Consider the following 22,725-nt stretch of genomic DNA (forward strand, 5'->3'; position numbering starts at 1 on the left):
TCTTTCAGCTGAGCGCTGAGTCGTCCCCCAAGACCGCGCGGAACGAGTCCGGCAGCACGACGTTCTCCCCCGCTCCCGCGAAGAACCCGGCCACCTGCTGTGGTCGGTATCCGGCGATGCCGCAGCCCACCTCCGTGACGAGGAACCGCAGCTCCGGATGCTCCGCCGCGAAAGCGACGAAACGTCTGGCCTGGTCCTCGAACACCGCCAACCCCGACATGGTGTCGATCCCGTACGACTGGCCCTGCAGCCCCTCGGACTGACCCCACACGGCACCGAAGCGGTCGAGAGCGAACCGCGCCGCACCGCCGCCGTGAGCTCCCGATGCGTTGGAGCCGAAGACGAAGATCTCACCGGGTTCGAGCGTCTCGATGTGCATGGCGCCACGCTACGCGCGGGCTGCCGACGGTGCAGGGGGTTGCCGGACCGTAGGCTCGCAGGAATGATCGCCTGGGCGAACCGCTGGCAGATCCCGGTGTACCTCGGGGCGATGCTCGCGGGTGCCGTGGCCGGTCTCGTCGCGCCGGGAACGACACCGGTGCTGGAGGCGCTCGTCACCCCGTTCCTGATCCTGCTGCTGTTCGCGACGTTCCTCTCGGTTCCCTTCGCCTCGATCGGTCGCGCGGTCCGCGACCTGCGATTCCTCGGCGCGGTGCTGGCCCTGAACTTCGTCCTCGTGCCCCTGTTGGTCTTCGGTCTGTCGCGGTTCGTCGCCCACGACCGGGCTCTGCTCGTGGGAGTCCTCCTGGTTCTCCTCACGCCGTGCATCGACTACGTCATCGTGTTCACCCGATTGGCCGGTGGTGAGGCATCCCGGTTGTTGGCCGTGTCCCCGGTGCTCATGCTCGCGCAGTGCGCGCTGCTGCCCGTCTTCCTCGGTCTGTTCGCCGGGAGCGAGGTCGTGGCCACGATCGACGTCGGCCCCTTCGTTCTGGCATTCGTCGCGTTCATCGCGCTACCGCTCGGCCTGGCGGCGCTCATGCAGCGGTCGGGCCGCCGGTTCGCCGCAGCCCGCGTCGTCGAACGAACGATGGATGCCGCCATGGTTCCACTCCTCGCCCTGACCCTGGTCGTGGTCGTCGGTGCGCAGATCGACAGGGTCCGCGCCCACGCGGTCGCGCTGCTCGGCGTCGTGCCGGTCTACGTCGCGTTCCTCGTCGTCGCGCCGGTGCTCGGCATCCTCGTCTCCCGACTGTTCCGGCAGGACGCCGGCTCGGCCCGCGCTGTCGTGTTCTCGGGGTCGACGCGCAACTCCCTCGTGGTCCTGCCGCTCGCGCTGGCCCTCCCCGAGCCGTTTGCCCTCGCCTCCGCCGCCGTCGTCACGCAGACGCTCGTCGAGCTCCTCGGGATGGTCGTCCTGGTGCGGGTGGTGCCGCGCGTCATCGTGCGGTGAGTCAGAGCTGAATCGCCGCGGCGTGCCGCTCCGAGTGCCCGAGGTACGTTTGCGCGTTGCGGAGGATGCCCTCCCGCTCCTCGGGCGTCAGCGCGCGTCGCACCTTCGCGGGGACGCCGGCGACGAGCGATCCCTCGGGGATCACGGCGCCCTCGAGGACGACCGCTCCCCCGGCGACGAGGCATCCGGGCCCGATGTCGGCGCCCGAGAGCACGACGCTTCCCATTCCGATGAGCGAACCATCGCCGATCGTGCAGCCGTGCACGACCGCGTTGTGCCCCACCGAGACATCGGCGCCGATCGTCACCGGGCGGCCACGGTCGACGTGGACCGAGACGTTGTCCTGCAGGTTGCTTCGCGGGCCCAGCACGATCGCCGCCGCGTCGCCGCGGACCACGGCGTTGTACCAGACGCTCGACCCCGCGCTCAGGGTCACCGCGCCGATGATGCGGGCACCGGATGCCACGAACGCCGTCTCGTGGACCTCCGGCGTCGCGTCGGGAAGGGCGAGGACCGTGGCATCCGCTGAGATCTTCATGCGCCGAGACTATCGGTCGACTGAGGTGAGGATTGCCTTCCCACCAGGGATTTAGCCCAGCCTCATCTTGCTTGCGGAATGTTCTGGGGTGAGTAGCGTTGCTGTCATCACGACTTCGGTACGACCCTCAGGAGATCTCATGAGCACCGTTCAGACGCCCGCCGCCACCACCGTCGACTCGACCATGGCCTCCAGCACCGCCCAGTTCCTCTCGCCCGTCGTCCTCGGTCTCGAGGCCCTCGTCGTCAACGGCAAGCAGGCGCACTGGCACGTCCGCGGGTCGAACTTCATCGGCGTGCACGAGCTGCTCGACACGGTCGTCGCCCACGCGCAGGACTGGGCGGACCTCGCCGCGGAGCGCATCGTCGCCCTCGGCCTGCCGATCGACTCGCGCCTCTCGACCGTCGCCGCCAAGGCCAAGGAGACCGCGGTCCCCGCCGGTTTCGCGCAGTCGGACGTCGTCATCCGCGCCGTGATCGCCGACATCGACGCCGTGCTCGTCGACATCCAGACCGCGATCGACGGTCTCGACGAGACCGACCTGTCGAGCCAGGATGTCGCGATCGAGATCAAGCGCGGCCTCGACAAGGATCGCTGGTTCCTCTTCGCGCACCTCGCGGCCTGAGTCTCTCTTCGAAAGGGGGCGACGCTTCGGCGTCGCCCCCTTTCGCTTCGCGTGAGGGCACGTCGCGCGGATCAGGGATCAGGACGCGTGCGTCACGCGTCCGGCGAGCAGCGTTGTGCGAACCGACATCGCGCGCAGAGCACGCTCGTCGGCCGTCCGCGGGTCGGCATCCACGAGCACCAGATCCGCGGGGGCACCCGGCGTGATCTCGGCCGGGGCCGTCGAGCCGCCGGCGGTGGATGCCGCGATCGCGGTGTCGATGTCGACCCGCTGGTACGGCTGCCACGCGTCGCGGCCATCGCGCGTGCGGAACACGGCTGAGGCGATCGCCGCCCACGGATCCAGTCCCGCCACAGGAGCGTCGGAGCCGAAGCGCAGGTTGGCGCCGCTGTCGGCCAGCGCCCGCAACGGGTACGGCTGAGCCGATTGCTCGGCCCAGATCGCATCCGTCATATCGCGGTCGTCGAGCGCGTGCTCGGGCTGCACACTCGCCGCCACGCCGAGTCTCGCGAACCGTGGGATGTCGGCGTGGGCCACGAGCTGAGCGTGCTCGATGGTGCCGACCGCACCGGTACGGGCGTACGCGTCGAGGGCGTGGGCATTCGCGACGTCGCCGATCGCATGGATCGCGCACTCCAGACCGGCCGCGGTCGCGCGTGTCATGAGGTCGACGAGGTCGTCGGGCGGGATGGTCAGCAGACCGTGGTTGTGGACCTCGCCCGGGTAGTGGTGGGCGCACGCGGCGGTCCGTGTCCCCAACGAGCCGTCGGTGATGGCTTTCAGCGGACCGACGCGCACGAGGTCGTCCGTCGCCCCGCGGACGGGGTCGCCCGTGCGCAGCCCCTCCGCGATCGCACGGTCGAGATGCCGCGGATACGTGCCGTACGACACCCGGAGGGTGTCGAAGCCGCGCGCCACGCGCCGCTGCCACGGCTCGTCGTTCCACGTCATGTCGAGGTCGACCAGGCCGACGAGCCCGCGAGCGGCGGCCGCGCGCGCCATCCGCTCGACGGCACGGTCGGCGAGGTCGGGGTCGACGGCGTTGATCCGTCGCGAGATCTCGAACGCGTCCTCTTCGCGCAGAACACCGGATGCCGGTGGCAGATATCCCTCGCGGCGGAAGGCCGCGGAGTTCATCCACACACTGTGCACGTCGGCGTTCACGAGGTACGTCGGGATCTCGCCGGTGGTGGCATCCAAGAGTGTGAGCGTCGGCTCATCGGGCCACAGGCCGTCACGGAAGCCGACGCCGACACGGCGACCTCCGTCACCGGCCGGCGACGACCCGATGATGGTGGCCGCCTCCCGCGCCGAGCCCGCGTCACCCAGAGGGACACGATCGGTCGTGAGCGCCCACTGCACGACGTGCACGTGGTGGTCCCACAACCCCGGAAGCAGCCAGCCTCCGTCGCCGTCGACGACGACCCCGCGCGGGCGAAGGTTGCCCGTCGGCGCGATGTCGAGGATGCGCCCGGCCGCGAGCACGAGATCGACGGGCTCGTCGGGGGTCGGGAGGAAGGCACGGCCGGGCCCGGCGACACGCACCGCCCGAACGAAGCCCGCGGTCTCGCCGATCATGCGCGCGGGCGCGCATCGGCGGCGCGGCGCATCTCTGCGGCGAGGGCCGGGTTTGAAAACGGCCCCTCGCCAAGCCCTTCGATGATGGTGTCGACGACCTCGGCCGGGCGGTTCTGACTGAGCTTCCGCTTCGCCACCACGCGGGTCGGGGTGAGACGGAACCCGACGGTGCCCGCGGCGAGCCGGTCCACGAACGCGGGATCGTTCGGCGCACGGTACAGCCCACGACCCTCCGCGCCCTCGAAACGCTCCACCAGCCGGTCGAGCACCCGCAGGTTCTCGTCCGGTGTCAGCAGCTCCGGGATGCCACTGAGGTGGGCGGAGACGAAGTTCCACGTCGGCACCGCCGGGACATCGCCGTACCACCGGGGCGAGATGTAGCCGTGCGGCCCTTGCACGACGATGAGCAGCTCACGGTCACCGAGACCGAGGATCGCGTCGTCGGGCTTTCCCACGTGTCCCAGGATCGTGAGGTCGTCGCGGTCGTCGTCGAGGAGGACGGCGTAGTGGGACGCCACCAGGCCGTCGGCACCGGTCGAGACCAGCGTGACCCACGGGTGACTCTCGATGAGGCGTCGGATCTCGCCGACATCGGTCATCGCGAAACTCGGATTCTGCCGCACCGGATCAGCCTAGAGCGCTCAGGCCTGGCACTTCGGGCACCAGTACAGCTTGCGTCCCGCCGCTTCCTCGACCAGCACCGTCGTGCCGCAGACCCGGCAGGGCAGCCCGGCGCGGTGATAGACCCAGTGCCGGTCGTCGCGGTGCGCCATGGCTTGCCGGTAGGCCTCGGGGTCGAGGTCGTCCATCGTCATCATCTGCCCGGTCTCGACGCCGATCGCGAGCAGCCGCACCCAGTCGCGCCACATCTCACGGACCGTCTCCTCGGGCACCTCACGGCCGGGGGTGTGCGGGTTCTGGCGGGCGCGGAACAGGATCTCGGCCCGGTAGACGTTGCCGATCCCGCTGACCACGGCCTGATCCATCAGCAGCAGACCGATCGCGGTGGGCTTGCGCTGCACCGTCGCGACGAACCGCTCCTCCCCCTCGACGATGTCGTCGACGAGGGGATCGGGCCCGAGTTTCGCGATCGTCGCCGCAACCTCATCGGGAGTCTGGAGTTGGCACGCGGTGGGGCCGCGGAGATCGGCGCACGTCGTCTCGGTCAGCAGACGCAGTCGCACCGCACCGACGACCGGCGGTGGCCACTCCGTCTGCTCCTCGAGGCCGGTCGTCTGCTCCGACATCCGGACGCGGGCACGCCGGGGAGCCCCGATCGAGGTGAGGGAGTTCTCGCCGGCGGCATCCAGGATCGGCTCATCCAGGACGGTGCCGCGCTGGTTGGTGTGGCCCATGCGGCCGTTCGCGGACGCGATGGTCGCGTCGATCGCCACATCTCCGGCGAAGTCCCACGCGCCGTACATGCCGAGGTGCACGCGCAGCCACACGTCGGGGTCGAACCGCAGGAACATCTGCTTGCCGACGGCGCGGACCTCGACCGCCTCCCGGCCGTCGATGACGGACGCGCCCTCGGCGAACCGGCCCTGAGGACTGGATGCCGCGACCGTGCGCCCCACGATGTTGCGGTCGAACTGCCGAGCGATGCGGTGGACGGAATGCCCTTCGGGCATCAGCCTGCCTCGGGGTCGAACGAGTCGCTCGCGTCGAGCACGTCGGGCTTCGTCTCCGACTCGCGCGGATCGGGCAGCAGGATGCCGTCCTGCTCGTACGCGGCCAGCTGCGCGATGCGGCGGGCGTGGCGCTCTTCGCCCGAGAACGGGGTCTCGATGAACCGGTCGATGAACGACGCGGCCTCGTCGAACGTGTGCTGGCGGGCGCCGATGGCGATCACGTTCGCGTCGTTGTGCTGGCGCGCCAGCTCGGCGGTCGCGATGTTCCAGACGAGGGCGGCACGGACCCCGAGCACCTTGTTGGCCGCGATCTGCTCGCCGTTGCCCGAGCCGCCGAAGACGACGCCGAGCGTCTCGACGCCGTCGGCCTGATCGCGCACGACCGCCTGAGCGGCGCGGATGCAGAACGCCGGGTAGTCGTCGAGCGGGTCGTACTCGATGGGGCCGTGATCGACGACCTCGTGGCCCTGGGAGGCGAGGTGGTGCTGCAGCTGGGTGGAGAACTCGAGACCGGCGTGATCGGTGCCGATGTGAATGCGCATGGGCCCATCCTAAAGAGAGCCGCCGACACCGTGGGCGCACACGACGACGCCGCCCACCCCGAGTCGGAGCGAGCGGCGTCGAGGCATCGTCAGGGCCGCAGTCCCGCGGCGACGGGCTTGAACCCGGCGCGGACGTTCTCGCAGCACCCCGGGCGGCAGACGTCGTACCAGGGGCCGAGGTCGGTCACGTGCGGACGCTCGGACTTCGGCGTGCCGGCGAGGCGCTCCTCGACCAGGTCGACGAGGCCGGAGACGTACGCGGGGTCGACGCCCGGAGTGGGCGTGCGGACGGCGCGGATGCCGGCCTCCTCGGCCGCCTCCATCGCCTCGGTGTCGAGGTCCCACAGCACTTCCATGTGGTCGCTGACGAATCCGAGCGGGACGATGACAACGGCCTCCGCCCCGCGGCCGGGGAGCTCGGCGATCACGTCGTTGACGTCGGGCTCGAGCCACGGCTGCGATGCGGGGCCGGAACGCGACTGGTACACGAGTTCCCACTCGACGTCGGCGACGGCCGCCGCGACCTCGGCCATGACGTACGCGGCGACAGCCTTGTGCTGCGCCTCGTAGGCGCCACCCTCGCCGAAGTCGACGTCACGGGGGCCGGACCGCTGGGCGTCAGCGGTCGGGATCGAGTGGGTGGAGAAGAGCACGCGGATCTTCTCCGGCGCGATGCCGTCCGCAACGTAGGAGGACACGGCATCCTTGACGCCCTCGACGAAGGCGGAGACGAAGCCGGGGTGGTCGAAGAACTGCCGCACCTTGTCGATCGTGACCGTCTCGCCGAGCCCGGTGGCCTCGAGCACGCGGGCGTAGTCCTCGCGGTACTGGCGGCAGCTGGAGAACGAGCTGTACGCGCTGGTCGCGATGGCGAGGAGAGTCGTGTCGCCGGCGTCCGCCGCCTCGGTGACGGCCTCCTCGAGGTAGGGCGCCCAGTTGCGGTTGCCCCAGTAGACGGGGAGGTTCAGTCCGCGGCGCGCGATCTCCGCCTCGAGAGCGGCCTTCAGCGCGCGGTTCTGCGCGTTGATCGGGCTCACACCGCCGAAATGGCGGTAGTGATGGGCGACCTCTTCGAGGCGCTCATCGGGGATGCCACGCCCGCGCGTGACGTTGCGCAGGAACGGGATCACGTCGTCCTGCCCCTCGGGCCCGCCGAAGCCGGCGAGGAGGATGGCGTCGTAGGCCACGGGCGTCTCGACCCACTTGGGTCCGGATGCCGCGGCAGGAGACGCGTAAAGGACGGTTTCGGGGGTGGTGTCCGTGTCGGTCGTACTCACCCCGACATCCTCCCACCAACCTCATCAGCCCGGCCCTGGGGTATCTCGACACTAGGCTTATACGGTTGTCGTCGGCGCCAGCAGTGCCATCCGCGACGATCCACCCACATCCTCGGGAGAACGCCAGTGCCAGGAGAGAACCTCACCCGCATCGAAGCGCAGGAGCGCCGCGCGATCGTCGACACGCACGAATACGACGTGCGGCTCGACCTCACTCGTGGCGACGAGGTGTTCGGTTCGGTCACCACCGTCCGCTTCACCGCGACCGAGGGGGCATCGACGTTCATCGACCTCATCGCGCGCACGGTCAACACGGTCACCCTCAACGGCCGCAGCCTCGACCCGGCCGAGGTCTTCGCCGACTCGCGCATCGCGCTGGACGGCCTCGCCGCCGAGAACGAACTCGTCGTCGATGCGGACTGCGAGTACACGAACACCGGCGAGGGCCTGCACCGCTTCGTCGACCCCGTCGACGGCGAGGTCTACCTCTACACGCAGTTCGAGGTGCCCGATTCGCGTCGCGTGTTCACCGTCTTCGAGCAGCCCGACCTCAAGGCCGAGTTCACCTTCACGGTGACGGCCCCCGCCGCCTGGAAGGTCGTCTCCAACTCCCCCACACCCGAACCGCGCGAGGTCGGAGACGGCGTCGCCGAGTGGAGCTTCCCCGCGACGCCGCGCATCTCGTCGTACATCACCGCCCTCATCGCGGGCCCCTACGAGTCGACGTTCTCCGAGCTCACGAGCGCTGACGGCCGCGTCATCCCGCTCGGCGTGTACGCCCGCAAGAGCCTGTGGCAGTACCTGGATGCCGACTACGTCTTCGACAAGACCCGTCAGGGCTTCGCGTACTACGAGGAGAAGTTCGGCTTCCCCTATCCCTTCGCGAAGTACGACCAGCTCTTCGTGCCCGAGTTCAACGCGGGCGCGATGGAGAACGCCGGCGCCGTGACGTTCACCGAGACGTACGTGTTCCGCAGCAAGGTCACGGATGCCGTGAAGGAGCGTCGCGTCGTGACGATCCTGCACGAGCTGGCGCACATGTGGTTCGGCGACCTCGTCACCATGAAGTGGTGGAACGACCTCTGGCTGAACGAGTCGTTCGCCGAGTGGGCCTCCACCATCGCGACAGCCGAGGCCACCGAGTGGGAGGCGGCCTGGACGACCTTCAACGCGATGGAGAAGACCTGGGCCTACCGCCAGGACCAGCTGCCCTCGACGCACCCCGTCGTCGCCGAGATCAACGACCTCGAAGACGTGCAGGTGAACTTCGACGGCATCACCTACGCCAAGGGCGGGTCGGTCCTCAAGCAGCTCGCCGCGTGGGTCGGCATCGAGCAGTTCTTCGCGGGCGTCGCGGCGTACTTCCAGAAGCACCAGTGGTCCAACACCGAGGTCGGCGATCTGCTCACCGAGCTGGAGACCACGAGCGGCCGCGACCTGGGCGACTGGGCCAAGAAGTGGCTCGAGACGGCGGGCGTCAACACGCTGTCGCCGCTCATCGAGCAGGACGACCACGGATCGCTCACGCGCTTCGCGATCGTCCAGACCGCCCCGTCGGACTACCCGACCATCCGTCCGCACCGTCTCGGCGTCGGCTTCTACTCGCTCTCCACGTCCGGCCGTCTCGAGCGGGTGCACCGCGTCGAGCTCGACGTCGACGGCGACCGCACCGAGGTACCGGAACTGCGTGGCATCCGTCGTCCCGACCTCGTGCTGCTGAACGACGACGACCTCGCCTACGCGAAGATCCGTCTCGATGAGCGCTCGCTCGCCACGGCCATCGCGCACCTGAAGGACATCGCCGACCCGCTCGCGCGCTCGCTCGTGTGGGGCGCCGCGTGGGATCAGACCCGGGATGCCGAAGCCTCGGCGACCGACTACATCGACCTGGTGCTACGCAACATCGGTTCCGAGACCGAGTCGACGACCGTGCGCACGACGCTCGCGCAGCTCCAGCTCGCCGCGAACAGCTACGTCGCCCCCGCCACGCGCGCGACCGCCCGTGAGCGTGTCGCGGACGGCCTGTGGGAGCTCGCCCAGTCCGCGGAAGCGGGCAGCGACAGCCAGCTGCAGTTCGTCACCGCGTTCGCCTCGGCGGCGGCCACGCCGGCACACGTCGAGACGGTCCGCTCACTGCGCGACGGTGAGACGGTGCTCGACGGGCTCGAGATCGACACCGACCTGTCGTGGCAGCTGCTCGTGGCCCTCGCTGCGGGCGGTGCAGTCACGGCGGACGACATCGACGCGGCCCGCGCCGCCGACAACACTGCGAAGGGTGGCGAGTTCGCGGCGCAGGCCAAGGCCGCGCTGCCCACGGTCGAGGCCAAGCAGGAGGCCTGGAGCTCGCTGATCGACAGCGCCGACGCGCCGAACACCATCGTGCGTTCGGCCGCGCTCGGGTTCACGCACCCCGCGACGGTCGACGTGCTCGCGGAGTTCGTCCAGCCGTACTTCGACATGTTGCTGCCGATCTGGGAGAGCCGCAGCTACCAGATCGCGCAGTACCTGATCGTGGGGCTGTACCCCGCCGCACTGGCGAACACGCAGCTGCGCGACGCCACGCGCGCCTGGCTCTCGGCGCACAAGGACGCCGCTCCGGCGCTTCGTCGCCTCGTGAGCGAGAACCTCGCGGGTGTCGAGCGCGCTCTCGCGGTGCAGGAGCGCGACGCGCAGTAGGGCAACGGCCTCGACGGACGCCCTCTCCCGCTTCGGTGGGAGGGGGCGTACCTCTTGCGATGTACTCCCCCACCCGCGGGATCCACCCGCGGACGGACGCGCCGACGGCCCGTGCTTCCTAGCGTGGAAGCATGATCGTCGCAGACCACCTCACCAAGAGATTCGGTACCCGCACCGCCGTATCCGATGTCTCGTTCACCGTTCCTCCGGGGCGCGTCACCGGGTTCCTCGGCCCCAACGGCGCGGGCAAGTCCACCACGATGCGCATGATCGTCGGACTCGACCGCCCGAGCGCGGGCAGCGTCACCGTCAACGGCACGCCGTACGACCGGCTCCGCGCCCCTCTCACCGAGGTGGGCGTCCTCCTCGACGCCAAGGCCGTGCACACCGGACGCTCGGCACGCAACCACCTGCGCGTCATGGCCGCGATCCACGGGATCGGGCCGCGACGTGTCGACGAGGTCATCGAGCTCACCGGCATCGCCTCCGTTGCCGACAAGAGAGCGGGGGGCTTCTCGCTCGGCATGGGCCAGCGCCTCGGAATCGCCGCGGCGCTTCTGGGCGATCCGCACACGCTGATCCTCGACGAGCCGGTCAACGGTCTCGACCCCGAGGGCGTGCGGTGGGTGCGCGAGTTCGTTCGCCACATCGCGGCCGAGGGCCGCACGGTCCTGCTCTCCAGCCACCTGATGAGCGAGATGGCTCTGACCGCCGACCACGTGATCGTGCTCGGGCGCGGACGCGTCCTCGCCGATGCGCCCTTGGGTGAACTCGTGCGGTCGTGGACCACCGAGGCCGTGCTCGTCCGCTCCCCCGAGCTCACGCGGCTCGTCGAGGTGCTGGTGCCGGAAGGAGTCGCGACGACGCTCGCCGAGCCGGGGCTCGCCCACGTCGTCGGCGCCTCCGCGGCCGTTGTCGGCGACATCGCCGCCCGCCACGGCATCCCCCTCCATGAACTGACCCCGCGCAGCGGCTCGCTCGAGGACGCCTACCTCGCCCTCACCGATGACGCGATCGAGTACAAGACGAAGGAACTCGTATGACCGCCCTCACCGCGCCTCGGCGCACGACGTTCACGGATGCCACGACCGGTCCGACATTTCTCCGGACGCTCCGCGCCGAACTGCTCAAGCTGACGACGCTCCGCTCGACGTGGTGGTCGCTCGCGATCGCGGCCGCCCTGTCCGTGGCCATCGCGTGGCTCTTCGGCTCGGCGTCGGACGGTGGCGACCCGATCCTGGGTGTCGTGGTCTCGGCACAGTTCACGATGCTCGTCGCCGGCGTCCTCGGTGCCATCGCGGTCACCGGCGAATACGCCACCGGCATGATCCGCTCCACCCTCACCGCGAATCCTCGTCGTGTTCAGGTGGCCCTCGCCAAGAGCGTCGCGATCGCGCTCGTCGTGGGCGCGGCGACCGCGGTCACGTACCTCGTCTGCCTCGCGGTCACGGTGCCCACCTCATCGGTCGCCATCGTCTGGTCGGACCCGGCCCGAGCCGTGCTTCCTCTGGTGTTCGGGATCGCTGCGATGGTCGCGTACGCGCTCATCGGCATGGGCTTCGGGCTCCTCATCCGCAATGGCGCCGGCGCGATCGCCGCCACCGTGGGGGTGCTGTTCGTCGCCCCGATCGCGGTGAACCTGTTCGCCCTGGGCGGCGCGTCGTGGCAGTGGGTGGTCGACCTCGGCCGGTACCTCCCGGTCGCCGCCGGATCCGACCTCACGGCGATCCCTACGGGTGACGTTCTGGTCCCGGCCCTCACCCTCGCCGCGTGGGTGGTCGGGCTCGTGGGGGCGGGGATGGTCCTGCTCCAGCGCCGCGACGCCTGACCCGAGGGGGTCGACGGATGCCTCGGTGCCCAGGTGGCACCGAGGCATCCGTCGTTAGCATGAAGGGGATGCCTGTACTCGCCAGCACACCGGAACCCAGCCCCACGCCCAACGGTCTGACGGACCCTTCCACCTGGGCGTGGCTCGGGGAGCGCCTGCTGGAATTCGGCGGCGTCATTCTCCGGATCGTCGGGATCATCATCGGCGTCATCGTCGCCGCCTGGGTCCTTCGCGTCATCATCCGCCGTGTCGTCGACCGCATCGTCAACGGCGCCAAGAAGAACGCCCGCGTCGACGACACGCAAGCCCTCGACCGGTCTCCGCTCGCGGCTGTCCGGCTCGTGCAGCGCACACGAACCCTCGGCACGATCCTGCAGAACATCGTCAACGTCGTGCTCGTGATCGTCGCGCTCGTGTGGATCGCGGGCATCGTGGCGCCCAACGCCCTGGCATCCCTCACCCTCCTCACGGCCGCGATCGGTGCCGGACTCGGCTTCGGCGCGCAGAACATCGTCAAGGACGTCCTGAACGGGATCTTCATCGTTGCGGAGGACCAGATCGGCATCGGCGACGTCGTCGATCTGGGGCTCGCCACCGGCATCGTGGAGTTCGTGAGCGTCCGCATCACGCATGTGCGTGACGTCAACGGCACGCTCTGGTACGTCCGCAACGGCGAGATCACTCGCATCGGCAACATGTCGCAGGGCTGGTCGCGCGTCATCATCGACCTGGCGGTGCCGGTGGATGCCGACATCGACGACGTCGAGAAGGCCATGCTCGGTGCCGCCAAGGCGCTCGCCAAGGAGCAGAAGTGGCGCTCGCGCATCATCGAGCAGCCCGAGATCTGGGGCTTGGAGTCGATCAGCGGGGACGCCCTGGTCATCCGCCTGGTCATGAAGACCCGCTCGAGCGCGAAGGACGACGTGGCGCGCGAACTCCGGGTCCGCCTGAAGCGAGCGATCGACGACATGGGGCTCACGCTGCCTCAGCTGAACTCCATCGTGCTGACCGGAGCCGAAGGCGCTCAGAGCGTGCGCGGGGCCCACCCGCCGAAGACGAAACCGACCCCCGTCACCACCGCGACCGAGCGGCCCGTCTGGCGACCGCGGCGGAAGAGGCTGGCCGTGTCGGACACGGTGCTCGACGCGGATGCCGTAGCCACCGAGATTGCGGCCGAGAAGGCCCGTGCGAAGAAGGCGAAGCCGGTCGCGAAGGCCGAGACTCCCGCGCCGCCCGCAGACGCCCCGCCCGCAGACGCCCCGCCCGCAGACGCCCCGCCCGCAGCCGACGACAGCGTGCACAAGCCCACTCCCCCCGCCGTGCGGGCCGACGACGACGGAGCCTCCGCGTGAGCGAACCGATCAGCTTCTACGAACAGGCCGGCGGGATGGACACGTTCCGGCGCCTGGTCGACGCGTTCTACCGCGGGGTCGCCCACGACGACGTCCTCAAGCCGATGTATCCCGAAGAAGACCTCGGGCCTGCGGCCGAGCGTCTCACGCTGTTCCTCGCGCAGTACTGGGGTGGGCCGACCACGTACAGCGAGAACCGCGGGCACCCGCGCCTGCGCATGCGGCACAATCCCTTCCACGTGAACCCCGACGCGCGCGACCGGTGGCTGCGGCACATGCGGGCGGCCGTCGACGAGATCGCGCTTCCTCCGGCCCTCGAAGCACCCATGTGGGACTACCTGGAGCGCGCCGCCCACGCGATGGTCAACACGTTCGAGCCGCGCGGTATCGGACCCGTCGAGGGCGGGCGCCCCGCTACGGGACTCCCCGTCCGCGCGGCGGAAGCCCCGCGCGGGGAGGGCGGAGCGCCGGTCGGCTGATCGACGGCGGCGCACTGTTTCGGCGGTGCGTTCGCTTGCGGAGAGCGGCGCGAGCAAGCGCAGCCCCCGCGAGCGAGGCGTCAGCGGTCGAAGATATCGCCCAGACCCGGGAGCTCGAACCCGGAGATCCGTTCTCCCAGGCCGCTGAGACCCTCACCTGCGCCTGAGATCGCCTCCTGCGCGCCACCGGCGGCCTCACCGATCGCCTCGGCTCCGAGCCCCTCGGCGAGAGCAGGGACTTCGACCCCGGATGCCATCGCCTCCAGGTCGACGCCTGCAGCGATTCCCGAGAAGTCGACGCCCGCCCCCACCGCCTGAGCGATCAGCGGCGCCGCCACCGCACTCGCGACCGCCCCGCCGGCGACGACGGCGAGGAGCCCTCCGGCACCGAGGACGCCCGCTCCGACGAGTCCGCCGCGGCCGGTCCGGGCGAGCAGAGCCGACATGCCGCCGGGGCGCTGTGCCTCGGCGCGGCCCGCCGCGCGGGCGAGGTCGGCGGGGGCGTCGCTGCGCGGCCGGTCGTGCGGTGCGAATTCGGCATCCATCCGACCGCGCACGTGGGCGCGTTGCGCCGGGGTGAGGCGTTCGAACGCCTCGCGATGGAGCCGCTCCACCTGGTCGGGGTCGGCGGTGCGAAGGAGGTAGTCGTAGCGGGCGATGGCGGCGCGGTCTTCCGGGGGGAGCGCGGCCGCGGAGACGGTCGGCGGAGCGTACCGATGACCGGTCTCCGTCGCCCCCGCAGCGCCGGGTACCGCATCCGCGCGCGTGACCCGAGCAGGTGCGGCGGGGGTCTGCGACGAACGGCGGTCGCCCGTGACAGCATCCGCGGCCGTCCGGACGAGGTCACGCCAGTCCGTTCCCGCGGCCGATCCGCTGCGGGACGAGGGCCGCGAAGAGCCGGTCTTGTCGACGGCGCGGGCGGCGAGATCGAACAGGCGGGAGATCTTGGACATGGGGACACCTCTCGACGGGCGGCACGTGGCCGCGACGTCAAGGTCTCTTCCGTTCCGAGGAACCGACGTGCCCGGAGCCCAACCGTGGGCTCGTGATGACGAGGACGTCGTCGAGGAATACTCCCCTTGCGTAGAACCGACGGTAGCGCCGGTGGCTATGAGGCCGCTGGATCAGCGACCCGTGGCCCGCACCGCCGTGAGCCCGGAGCGCACCGGCCCGCGGACGAGCACGTGTCCGCGGGTCAGCGTCACGCGCGTCCACACGCCGCTCGTACGGACCGCGGCCTCCTCGGCCCCGGCGATGAACCCCAGCGCGTAGGCCGCGAACGCCGTACCCAGCGGCAAACCCCCGAGGGCATCGTCCGGTTGACCCCACACCTGAGCGCGCACCGTTCGCACGACATCCTCGCCCGGGTCGGCGGGCAGGGCATCGGCGACCGCAGCGATCCCGTACTGCGCGCGCGCCGCCAGGACGGCGCTGTCGAGGGCGTCGGACTGCAGCCAGCCGCCACGAGGCGGGGAGACACCGGCCCAGGCCGGCGCGCTCGCGATCTCGGGCAGCACGACCGCTGAGGCATCGTCGGGGGCGATCGAGAGAGCGGATGCCTCGACCACCAGGTCGCACTGCAGCTCCGGGTCGACGGGTGACACCCGCAGACCGAGCACGGTGGGCGTGGCATCCAGGAGCCCGCGGGGCGCCAGCGGAGCCGCGGTCGTGACGAGGACGCCGCCGTCTGCGCGGAGCCGGACGGAGCCGTCACCGAGCCGAACGGATCGGGACGCGAACGTGAGCAGGTCGGCTGCCGCCTGCGGATCGGGGAACATCAGGCGGGCGGACACCCGCCCTAAACTATCAAGCGACGCAGACCTCTGCGCGAGACGGGAGTGAGCGTGACCGACGCCATCGACCCCGTGGCCTCGCTGCTCGCGGTGCTCGACCTCCGCGACGCGGGAGCACGGACCACCGAGGACATCTTCACCGGTGTCTCGCAGCCGATGCCGTCGGGTCGTGTGTATGGCGGCCAGGTGCTGGCGCAGTCGATCGTCGCCGCGTCGCGCACCCTTCCGCCCGAGCGCACCGTGCATTCGATGCACGGATACTTTCTTCGGCCGGGCGACCCCGCTGCCGGCATCACGTTCTCGGTCGACCGGATCCACGACGGGCGGTCGTTCTCGACTCGGCGCACGCAGGCTTTCCAGGCCGGCGTGCCGATCTTCTCGATGATCGCCTCGTTCCAGGACGAGGGGCCGGGCCTCGAACACGCCGAACCGATGCCCGTCGGCATCCCGTTCCCGGAGGACCTTCCGCCGTTCGACGACAGCCAGCTGCACCCGGTCAGCCGCAAGCTCTTCTCGGAACGACCGGTGGATGTCCTGCATGTGCCGTCGCCCGTGTACACGTCGGTCGAGGGCCCGCACGTGCCGCGTCAGGCCGTGTGGATGCGCACGCGACGCGAGCTCCCCGACGACCCGGCGGTGCACCGCGCCGCGCTGGCGTACCTGAGCGATCTGACGATCCAGGAGACGATCCTGCGCGGTCACGGAGTCCCATGGAGCGTACCGGGCCTCCGGGTGGCGAGCTTGGACCACGCGATGTGGTGGCACCGGCCGGGGCGCGTCGACGACTGGCTGCTCTACGTGCAGGAGTCGCCGAACGCCCGCGGCGGCCGCGGACTCTCCACCGGGCGCATCTACACGCGCGAGGGGACGCTGCTGGCGAGCGTCGCCCAGGAGATCATGGTGCGGGTGCCGGGCGAATAGCCGGTCAGCGCGCGGTGCCGCGCCGGCGGTACTCGATGGGGTCGCCCACGTACGGGCCCCAGGCGGATCGCTCGGTCTCGCTCCACCGGATGGGGCGGCCGCTGGCCGTGTCGACGAGCACGACCACCGCGGTGGCGCGGGCATAGAGAACGGGCGCGTCGTCGCTGATCGGGCTGAAGACCTCGAAGCAGATGTCGGCGCTGGAGCCGCCCATCGCACCGATCCACAGGCGCACGTCGAGCGGTCGCTGACTGTACGGCACCGGGCGGAGGTACTCGATCTCCTGCCGCGCGATGAGGGTCGCTCGCTCTCCCCCGCTCTCCAGCACGCTCATGTCGAACACGGCGGTCGGCAGGGCGTCCCCGGCTTCGTCCCCGCGCCAGAACGCGCGGAGTCGTGCCTCTTCCAGCAGCTTCAACATCGACGTGTTGTTGACGTGCCCGAGTGCATCGAGATCTCCCCACCGCAAGTGGATGGGGATGTGGAGCCGCTCGGGCCCGGCCGGAGCCGAGCCCGAGGAGGGCGTCAGGTCAGTCACGCGTGAGCTTGCGGTAGGTCGAGCGGGAGGGGTTCGCCGCATCGGCGCCGAGACGCTCGACCTTGTTCGCCTCGTAGGCCTCGAAGTTGCCCTCGAACCAGTGCCACTGGTCGGGGTGCTCGTCGGTGCCCTCGTAGGCGAGGATGTGCGTGGCGATGCGGTCGAGGAACCACCGGTCGTGCGTGATGACCACCGCGCAGCCGGGGAACTCGAGCAGAGCGTTCTCGAGCGAGCTCAGGGTCTCGACATCGAGGTCGTTGGTCGGCTCGTCGAGGAGGAGCAGGTTGCCGCCCTCCTTCAACGTCAGCGCGAGGTTCAGACGGTTGCGCTCACCACCGGAAAGCACGCCGGCCTTCTTCTGCTGGTCGGGTCCCTTGAAACCGAACTTCGACACGTAGGCCCGCGAGGGGATCTCGGTCTTACCGACCGTGATGATGTCGAGCCCGTCGGACACGACCTCCCACAACGTCTTCTCCGGGTCGATGTTCGCGCGCGACTGGTCGACGTAGCTGATCTTGACCGTCTCGCCGATCTTCAGCGTGCCGCCATCGAGGGGCTCGAGACCGACGATCGTCTTGAACAGCGTGGTCTTTCCGACACCGTTGGGGCCGATGACGCCGACGATGCCGTTGGGGGGCAGGTTGAAGCTCAGGTTGCTGATGAGAGAGCGGTCGCCAAAGCTCTTCTCGAGCTTCTTCGCGTCGATCACGATGCTGCCGAGACGAGGGCCGGCGGGGATCTGGATCTCGTCGAAGTCGAGCTTGCGCGTGCGCTCTGCCTCGGCGGCCATCTCCTCGTAGCGCGCCAGACGCGCCTTCGACTTCACCTGGCGGCCCTTGGCGTTGGACCGCACCCACTCGAGCTCTTCCTTGAGGCGCTTGGCGAGCTTGGCGTCCTTCTTGCCCTGGACGTCGAGACGCTGGCCCTTCTTCTCGAGGTAGGTCGAGTAGTTGCCCTCGTAGGGGTAGAGGTGACCGCGGTCGACCTCGGCGATCCACTCCGCGACGTTGTCGAGGAAGTACCGGTCGTGGGTGATGGCGATGACGGCGCCCTTGTAGGCCTTGAGGTGCTGCTCGAGCCAGAGCACGCTCTCGGCGTCGAGGTGGTTGGTGGGCTCGTCGAGCAGCAGCAGGTCGGGCTTCTGCAGCAGCAGCTTCGCGAGGGCGACGCGGCGGCGCTCACCACCGGACAGCGGCACGACCGACGCGTCGGCCGGCGGGGTGCGCAGGGCGTCCATCGCCTGCTCGAGCTGAGAGTCGAGGTCCCACCCGTCGGCGGCGTCGATCTCTTCCTGCAGGGTGCCCATCTCGGCCAGCAGCGCGTCGAAGTCGGCGTCGGGGTCGGCCATGAGCGCCGAGATCTCGTTGAAGCGGTCGAGCTTCGGCTTGATCGCGACTCCGTCCTGGATGTTCTCCAGCACGGTCTTGCTGTCGTCGAGTTCGGGCTCCTGCATGAGGATGCCGACGGTGAATCCGGGACTCAGCCGGGCCTCGCCGTTGGACGGCGTGTCGAGGCCCGCCATGATCTTCAGGATCGTGGACTTACCGGCCCCGTTCGGGCCGACCATGCCGATCTTGGCGCCGGGTAGGAACGACATCGTGACGTCGTCGAGGATCAGCTTGTCGCCCACGGCCTTGCGGGCGCGGACCATGGAATAGATGTATTCGGCCATCGAGGACGTACCACCTTCGATTGAGGATGAGGGCCGCGCCCTCCCGGGTCGCGGAGTCGAATGTCTGCGCTGCGCCCGGGTGCGCGGAAGTCGTCTCCAGCCTAGCAACGCCACCCTGAGCGGTGCCCCGCCGACGCACTCGGCCGAACGATCACCAGTCGATGGCGCGGGTCTGACCGATCAGGCATCCCCCGGTCGACAGACCGGGCAGAACAGCGGCGACGGGATCGCCGATCGCGGGACCGACCTGGCCGACGAGGCACTCCTCGCCCCACCGCACCGAGAACTCGATGCTCTCGGCCGGGTTGCCGATCGTCGTCTGGTCGGGGGTGACCTGCATCGCCGTCTTGTCGAAGCCCGCGGCCACGAGCGCGTCGACGTAGGCGCGGCCCGAGGCCTGTGCCGGGCCGCCCCACACGTCACGGGTGACTCGGGTGAAGAGCGGCAGGTTGTCGGTGGCGGAGCCGTTCGACTCGAGGGTCGGAGCGATCGTCGGAGACGGAGCAGGGGCAGTTTCCGCGGAGCCCGACGTCGTCGCCGAAGGCGCCGTCTCGGGCGGCGGGGGTTCGTTCGCCGTGCACCCCGCGAGGGCGACGACCGCGGCCAACGCCAGCGCAGCGACCGGACGGGGATTCAGGCGGATCACCCGCTCGAGTCTACGGACCGCCCGCGCACTGCCCGTGCCGCTCAGAACGGTGTCGCGTCGCCCACCTCGACGAGCGTGGAGTCCGAGCCGCCGCCGCGCGCCTCCGTCACCGAAGACGTGTCTCCGAGCCCTGCCGGCTCCTCGCCGGGGACCGCCCAGGCGTCCGCGTCGCTCGCGGTCTCGGCAGCCGATCGTCCCTCCGGCGTCGTCGCTCCGTCGCCCGGAGACCGTTCGGGCCGACGGAAGGCCGAGACACCCCAGCGCAGGTCGTGCCCGACCGCGTCGGCGGTGACATCGGCGCTCACGCCACGCTTCGCGTCCGTCTCCCACTCCCGCAGCCGTAGTCGGCCGGCGACGATGACGCGCTCCCCTTTGTGGAGCGATGCCAGGGCGTTGCGGCCCAGCTCGCCGAAGACGGAGACGGCGTAGTAGTTCGTGTGGCCGTCGATCCACTGGCCGCGCTCACGGTCGAAGCGCCGCTCGCTGACCGCCAGCCGGAAGGCGGCGATCGGATCGCCGCCACGGGTCGCGCGCTCCTCCGGATCTCCGACGATGTTGCCGACGAGGGTGATGTGGTCGCTCATGATGTGTCCTCTCTCGATGTGGGCTCCGGCACCCGTGTGCCCGACGGGCGCCGGAGCCACCGTAAGAATGTCCGGATTCTTCGCCGCCGCGCGGGCGTCTCGGACCGTTCCGTGGAGAGATCGGGCGGGCGAGGCCGTGGGGAGGACCGGTACCGAACCAATGTCGGAGGTCCCTCGTACCGTGGGCGCATGACCACCGCACTCTGGAACGACCTCGCACCGGCACCGCGCCCGGCTGGGTGGGGCGCGGCGACGCACGTCGCAGCGGGTCTGTGGCGCATCGCCGACCCGCGCGGCGTCGTCGTCGGACACGTGCGCGCGATCGCCGCCGACGGAGGCTGGCGCTACGCCGCCGAACGATTCCACGCGGCGAGCGGACGCTTCCGCCGTCTCGGCGAGTTCTGGTCGTCCGCCGACGCGTTGGAGTGCCTGCGCTACACGCGATGACCCCGCTCGGGCTGCACGACGCGCGACGACGCCGCCCCACTGCGCTACGCGCTGTGAAGCCGCCGGCGACCGGCCGCGGTCGGCTCAGACCCGGCGAGCGGCCATCGTCGGTTCAGACCACCGCCGCGAGATCGTCGAGCGCGGCACCCACGGGCGTGCCGCGCACGTCGTCCCACGCCGCTCGCAAGATGTCGACGGCTCGCTCCAAGGTGTGGGGCGCGGCGGTGAACGGGATGCGAAGACGACGGTCGTGCCCGCCATCCACCGCGAAGCGCGAACCGGCCGAGAGAAGCAGGCCACGCGCACGCGCGTTCATGACGAGCGGAGTGCTCACGGGCTCGCCGATACCGACCCACAGCGACACTCCCCCGTGCACGGTCGGAATGTCCCACTCGGGGAAGGTCTCGACGAGGGCGCGTGTCACGGCATCGCGGCCCGCGCGCAGCAGGTCGGCGCGCTGTGCGCTGATCTCGTCGAGCCGGCCGATGACCCGAGCGGCCACGGCCTGCTCGAACTCGGGAGTTCCGAGATCGTGCACCGGGCGTCCACTGGCAAGGCGTCGGATGATGTCGGCTTGAGCACGCACCCACCCGACACGCAGGCCGCCCCACACCGTCTTGCCGAGGGATCCGACGCGAACGATACGGTCCGCGTCGGGGAACGCGGTCGACTCGGTCTGTCGGTCGATGTCGAGTCCGGCGGTCGTCTCGTCCAGGATGAGGATCGTACCGGCCCTCTGCGATCCGTCGACGAACGCGTTCACTTCCGCGCGACTCATCGTGCGACCGGTCGGGTTGTGGAACTCGGGCATGAGGTACGCGAGCGCCGGAAGCACCCGCGCGAACGTCTGCGCGGCGCGGTCGAGGTCCCATCCCGTATCAGGGGTGACGGGAACGCCCACGAGGCGGGCCCCGGCCGCGCGGAAAGCGTCCGCTCCGTGCGAGTACGTCGGCGTCTCGATCAGCACGCGATCAGCGCGCGACAACAGCACCGACGCGATCAGGTGCAGCGCGCTCTGCGCCCCCGTCGTCACGAGGACCTCATCCGCACCGGTCGGGAGCCCGCGGTCGCGATAGTGCTGCGCGATCGCCTCGCGCAGACCGACCTGACCGACAACGTCGTAGCCCGTCCGAGAGAGGAGGGCCGCGGCATCCTGCGCGACCTCCGCGAACACGGCCGGCAAGCCGGGCCACGCGGCGGGACTCGCCTGCTGCAGGTCGATCACGCCGTCGCGCCGGTCGTCGGCGCCGGGATCGGTCCGCCGCAGAGGCAACGTGACGCTGCCGCTTCCGCGCAGGCTCTCGATGTGTCCCGAGTCGCGCAGGCTGCGGTAGGTCGCAGCCACGGTGGTGCGGCTGAGGCCCAACGCCGCGGCGAGTTCACGCTCTGCCGGCAGCGCCGTCCGCGGCGCGATGCGGTTGTCCAGACACAGCAACCGGATGCCGTCGGCCAGCGATTCGTACGCGGGTCCGCGGCCACGCCAGCCGCCGAGCGCCTCGGCGAGAGCACGAGCGGAGATGCGGGAGTCCATGGGGCCAGAATAGTCAAATTGGACCCCTTGCATAGACCCAATCGCGTGATTGGATCTCCTCCGTGACCTCCCGGATCCTCCGTCTCCTCATCGGCCTCGCCCTCTACGGCTTCGGTTGCGCCCTCACCATCGCGGCAGGCCTCGGCGTCGACCCGTGGACGGTCTTCGCCGAAGGTCTTTCGCGCGTGACGGGCATCGGCGTCGGATGGATCACGAACATCGTCGGACTCGGGGTCCTGCTGCTCTGGATCCCCCTGCGCCAGCGACCGGGGTTCGGCACGGTGGCGAACATCCTGCTCGTCGGGACGAGCATCCAGCTCTCGCTGACTGTCCTGCCCCACCCCGGCGACCTGGTCTGGCAGGTGGCATTGCTCGTGGGCGGCGTGGTCACTGTGGCCGTGGCATCCGGTCTCTACATCGGCGCGCACTTCGGCCCGGGCCCGCGCGACGGTCTCATGACCGGACTCCACGCACGCCTCGGCTGGCCGATCTGGGTGTGCCGTCTCGCCGTCGAGGGCACCGTGCTCGTCGCCGGTTGGCTGCTGGGCGGAACCGTCGGGATCGGGACGGTCGTGTTCGCGCTCGGCATCGGTCCGCTCGTCCACGTCGCGCTGCCGCTCTTGGCGGCACCCGAGCCGCAGCGGCGTCTTCGCCGCCCGGCCCGGGTGTGAGGC

24 protein-coding genes are annotated in these 22,725 nt (G+C 70.2%); 10 read left to right on the forward strand and 14 right to left on the reverse strand.

Going from position 1 to position 22,725, the window contains the following annotated elements; genetic code table 11:
• Window positions 1-4 precede the first annotated feature (4 nt).
• Complete coding sequence (locus ABC271_RS09420) at window positions 5-379, reverse strand: A1S_2505 family phage non-structural protein (RefSeq protein WP_412924620.1); 375 nt, start codon at window positions 377-379, stop codon at window positions 5-7.
• A gap of 63 nt (window positions 380-442) precedes the next feature.
• On the opposite strand from ABC271_RS09420, the gene ABC271_RS09425 reads away from it, so the two are divergent.
• Entirely contained in the window at window positions 443-1,393 is a 951-nt protein-coding gene (locus tag ABC271_RS09425; RefSeq protein ID WP_412924621.1) for an arsenic resistance protein, read from the forward strand.
• 1 nt (window position 1,394) lies between these two features.
• On the opposite strand, the gene ABC271_RS09430 is transcribed toward ABC271_RS09425, so the two are convergent.
• Entirely contained in the window at window positions 1,395-1,931 is a 537-nt protein-coding gene (locus ABC271_RS09430; RefSeq protein WP_412924622.1) for a gamma carbonic anhydrase family protein, read from the reverse strand.
• Between the two features lie 139 nt (window positions 1,932-2,070).
• On the opposite strand from ABC271_RS09430, the gene ABC271_RS09435 reads away from it, so the two are divergent.
• On the forward strand, window positions 2,071-2,556 hold the full coding sequence (locus tag ABC271_RS09435; protein ID WP_412924623.1) for a Dps family protein: 486 nt from the start codon (window positions 2,071-2,073) through the stop codon (window positions 2,554-2,556).
• A 78-nt stretch (window positions 2,557-2,634) separates the two neighbouring features.
• On the opposite strand, the gene ABC271_RS09440 is transcribed toward ABC271_RS09435, so the two are convergent.
• The 5 genes from ABC271_RS09440 to ABC271_RS09460 form a co-directional block, all read right to left on the reverse strand.
• Window positions 2,635-4,134, reverse strand: coding sequence for an amidohydrolase (locus tag ABC271_RS09440; RefSeq protein WP_412924624.1), 1,500 nt, complete (start codon window positions 4,132-4,134; stop codon window positions 2,635-2,637).
• Window positions 4,131-4,757: an FMN-binding negative transcriptional regulator gene (locus tag ABC271_RS09445; protein WP_412924625.1), complete on the reverse strand. Its 627-nt coding sequence runs from the start codon at window positions 4,755-4,757 to the stop codon at window positions 4,131-4,133. The genes ABC271_RS09440 and ABC271_RS09445 overlap by 4 nt, the downstream gene beginning before the upstream one ends.
• Before the next feature lie 18 nt (window positions 4,758-4,775).
• Window positions 4,776-5,765: an Fpg/Nei family DNA glycosylase gene (locus ABC271_RS09450; RefSeq protein ID WP_412924626.1), complete on the reverse strand. Its 990-nt coding sequence runs from the start codon at window positions 5,763-5,765 to the stop codon at window positions 4,776-4,778.
• Complete coding sequence (locus tag ABC271_RS09455) at window positions 5,765-6,307, reverse strand: ribose-5-phosphate isomerase (RefSeq protein WP_412924627.1); 543 nt, start codon at window positions 6,305-6,307, stop codon at window positions 5,765-5,767. The genes ABC271_RS09450 and ABC271_RS09455 overlap by 1 nt, the downstream gene beginning before the upstream one ends.
• 89 nt (window positions 6,308-6,396) lie before the next feature.
• Window positions 6,397-7,584, reverse strand: coding sequence for a ferrochelatase (locus tag ABC271_RS09460; protein WP_412924628.1), 1,188 nt, complete (start codon window positions 7,582-7,584; stop codon window positions 6,397-6,399).
• Window positions 7,585-7,710: 126 nt separating this feature from the next.
• On the opposite strand from ABC271_RS09460, the gene pepN reads away from it, so the two are divergent.
• The 5 genes from pepN to ABC271_RS09485 all read left to right on the forward strand — a co-directional run bounded on the left by pepN (window position 7,711) and on the right by ABC271_RS09485 (window position 13,919).
• Window positions 7,711-10,260 (forward strand): aminopeptidase N, encoded by a 2,550-nt coding sequence (pepN, locus tag ABC271_RS09465; protein ID WP_412924629.1) that lies wholly within the window; start codon window positions 7,711-7,713, stop codon window positions 10,258-10,260.
• A gap of 131 nt (window positions 10,261-10,391) precedes the next feature.
• The gene (locus ABC271_RS09470; protein ID WP_412924630.1) at window positions 10,392-11,303 is read left to right on the forward strand and encodes an ABC transporter ATP-binding protein; all 912 of its coding nucleotides are present in this window, start codon (window positions 10,392-10,394) and stop codon (window positions 11,301-11,303) included.
• A complete protein-coding gene (locus ABC271_RS09475) occupies window positions 11,300-12,088 on the forward strand; it encodes an ABC transporter permease subunit (protein ID WP_412924631.1) in 789 nt (262 codons plus the stop codon). The genes ABC271_RS09470 and ABC271_RS09475 overlap by 4 nt, the downstream gene beginning before the upstream one ends.
• Window positions 12,089-12,156: 68 nt before the next feature.
• Window positions 12,157-13,440: a mechanosensitive ion channel family protein gene (locus ABC271_RS09480; RefSeq protein WP_412924632.1), complete on the forward strand. Its 1,284-nt coding sequence runs from the start codon at window positions 12,157-12,159 to the stop codon at window positions 13,438-13,440.
• Window positions 13,437-13,919, forward strand: coding sequence for a globin (locus tag ABC271_RS09485; RefSeq protein ID WP_412924633.1), 483 nt, complete (start codon window positions 13,437-13,439; stop codon window positions 13,917-13,919). The genes ABC271_RS09480 and ABC271_RS09485 overlap by 4 nt, the downstream gene beginning before the upstream one ends.
• 80 nt (window positions 13,920-13,999) lie before the next feature.
• Here ABC271_RS09485 and ABC271_RS09490 read toward each other — a convergent pair whose 3' ends face one another.
• Window positions 14,000-14,872, reverse strand: coding sequence for a cation-transporting ATPase (locus ABC271_RS09490; RefSeq protein ID WP_412924634.1), 873 nt, complete (start codon window positions 14,870-14,872; stop codon window positions 14,000-14,002).
• 171 nt (window positions 14,873-15,043) lie between these two features.
• Window positions 15,044-15,712, reverse strand: a complete 669-nt coding sequence (locus ABC271_RS09495) for a DUF8185 domain-containing protein (RefSeq protein ID WP_412924635.1) — start codon at window positions 15,710-15,712, stop codon at window positions 15,044-15,046.
• A gap of 51 nt (window positions 15,713-15,763) precedes the next feature.
• On the opposite strand from ABC271_RS09495, the gene ABC271_RS09500 reads away from it, so the two are divergent.
• Window positions 15,764-16,633 carry an acyl-CoA thioesterase gene (locus tag ABC271_RS09500; protein ID WP_412924636.1) on the forward strand — a complete coding sequence of 290 codons (870 nt, stop codon included), beginning with the start codon at window positions 15,764-15,766 and terminating at the stop codon, window positions 16,631-16,633.
• Between the two features lie 4 nt (window positions 16,634-16,637).
• On the opposite strand, the gene ABC271_RS09505 is transcribed toward ABC271_RS09500, so the two are convergent.
• From ABC271_RS09505 to ABC271_RS09520, 4 genes are all read right to left on the reverse strand, one after another.
• Window positions 16,638-17,171: an acyl-CoA thioesterase gene (locus ABC271_RS09505; protein WP_412924637.1), complete on the reverse strand. Its 534-nt coding sequence runs from the start codon at window positions 17,169-17,171 to the stop codon at window positions 16,638-16,640.
• Window positions 17,164-18,843 (reverse strand): energy-dependent translational throttle protein EttA, encoded by a 1,680-nt coding sequence (ettA, locus tag ABC271_RS09510; RefSeq protein WP_412924638.1) that lies wholly within the window; start codon window positions 18,841-18,843, stop codon window positions 17,164-17,166. Before ettA ends, ABC271_RS09505 begins: the two co-directional genes overlap by 8 nt.
• Window positions 18,844-18,994: 151 nt before the next feature.
• Entirely contained in the window at window positions 18,995-19,489 is a 495-nt protein-coding gene (locus ABC271_RS09515; RefSeq protein ID WP_412924639.1) for a DUF6993 domain-containing protein, read from the reverse strand.
• A gap of 41 nt (window positions 19,490-19,530) precedes the next feature.
• Window positions 19,531-20,073, reverse strand: a complete 543-nt coding sequence (locus tag ABC271_RS09520; protein WP_412924640.1) for a single-stranded DNA-binding protein — start codon at window positions 20,071-20,073, stop codon at window positions 19,531-19,533.
• Window positions 20,074-20,262: 189 nt separating this feature from the next.
• Here ABC271_RS09520 and ABC271_RS09525 point away from each other — a divergent pair, with 189 nt between their 5' ends.
• The gene (locus ABC271_RS09525) at window positions 20,263-20,520 is read left to right on the forward strand and encodes a hypothetical protein (RefSeq protein WP_412924641.1); all 258 of its coding nucleotides are present in this window, start codon (window positions 20,263-20,265) and stop codon (window positions 20,518-20,520) included.
• Window positions 20,521-20,632: 112 nt separating this feature from the next.
• Here the strand turns inward: ABC271_RS09525 and yczR are convergent, their stop codons facing one another.
• A complete protein-coding gene (gene yczR, locus ABC271_RS09530) occupies window positions 20,633-22,051 on the reverse strand; it encodes a MocR-like transcription factor YczR (RefSeq protein WP_412924642.1) in 1,419 nt (472 codons plus the stop codon).
• Window positions 22,052-22,113: 62 nt separating this feature from the next.
• Between yczR and yczE the strand changes: the two genes are divergently transcribed.
• Window positions 22,114-22,722, forward strand: a complete 609-nt coding sequence (yczE, locus tag ABC271_RS09535) for a membrane protein YczE (protein ID WP_412924643.1) — start codon at window positions 22,114-22,116, stop codon at window positions 22,720-22,722.
• Window positions 22,723-22,725: the final 3 nt, after the last annotated feature.

It is taken from the genome of Microbacterium canaveralium (assembly GCF_047238045.1).
In the GTDB taxonomy this organism is placed as follows: Bacteria; Actinomycetota; Actinomycetes; order Actinomycetales; family Microbacteriaceae; genus Microbacterium.